A 266-nucleotide genomic window follows, 5' to 3' on the forward strand; every position below is an offset into this window, starting at 1 on the left:
TTCTCCTTAGAAAGGAGGTGATCCAGCCGCACCTTCCGATACGGCTACCTTGTTACGACTTCACCCCAGTCATTGGCCCTACCTTCGGCGTCTGCCTCCAAAAGGTTAGCTCGACGACTTCGGGTATTGCCAACTCCCATGGTGTGACGGGCGGTGTGTACAAGGCCCGGGAACGCATTCACCGCGACATTCTGATTCGCGATTACTAGCAACTCCAGCTTCATGTGGGCGAGTTGCAGCCCACAATCCGAACTGGGACCGGCTTT

General features: G+C 56.0%; 1 rRNA gene. It reads right to left on the bottom strand.

From position 1 onward, the window contains the following. Positions 1 to 10 precede the first annotated feature (10 nt). Positions 11 to 266 (bottom strand): 16S ribosomal RNA (locus tag L21TH_RS04000); the annotation flags it as partial.

The sequence above is a fragment of the Caldisalinibacter kiritimatiensis genome (assembly GCF_000387765.1).
GTDB classification, from domain to species: domain Bacteria; phylum Bacillota; class Clostridia; order Tissierellales; family Caldisalinibacteraceae; genus Caldisalinibacter; species Caldisalinibacter kiritimatiensis.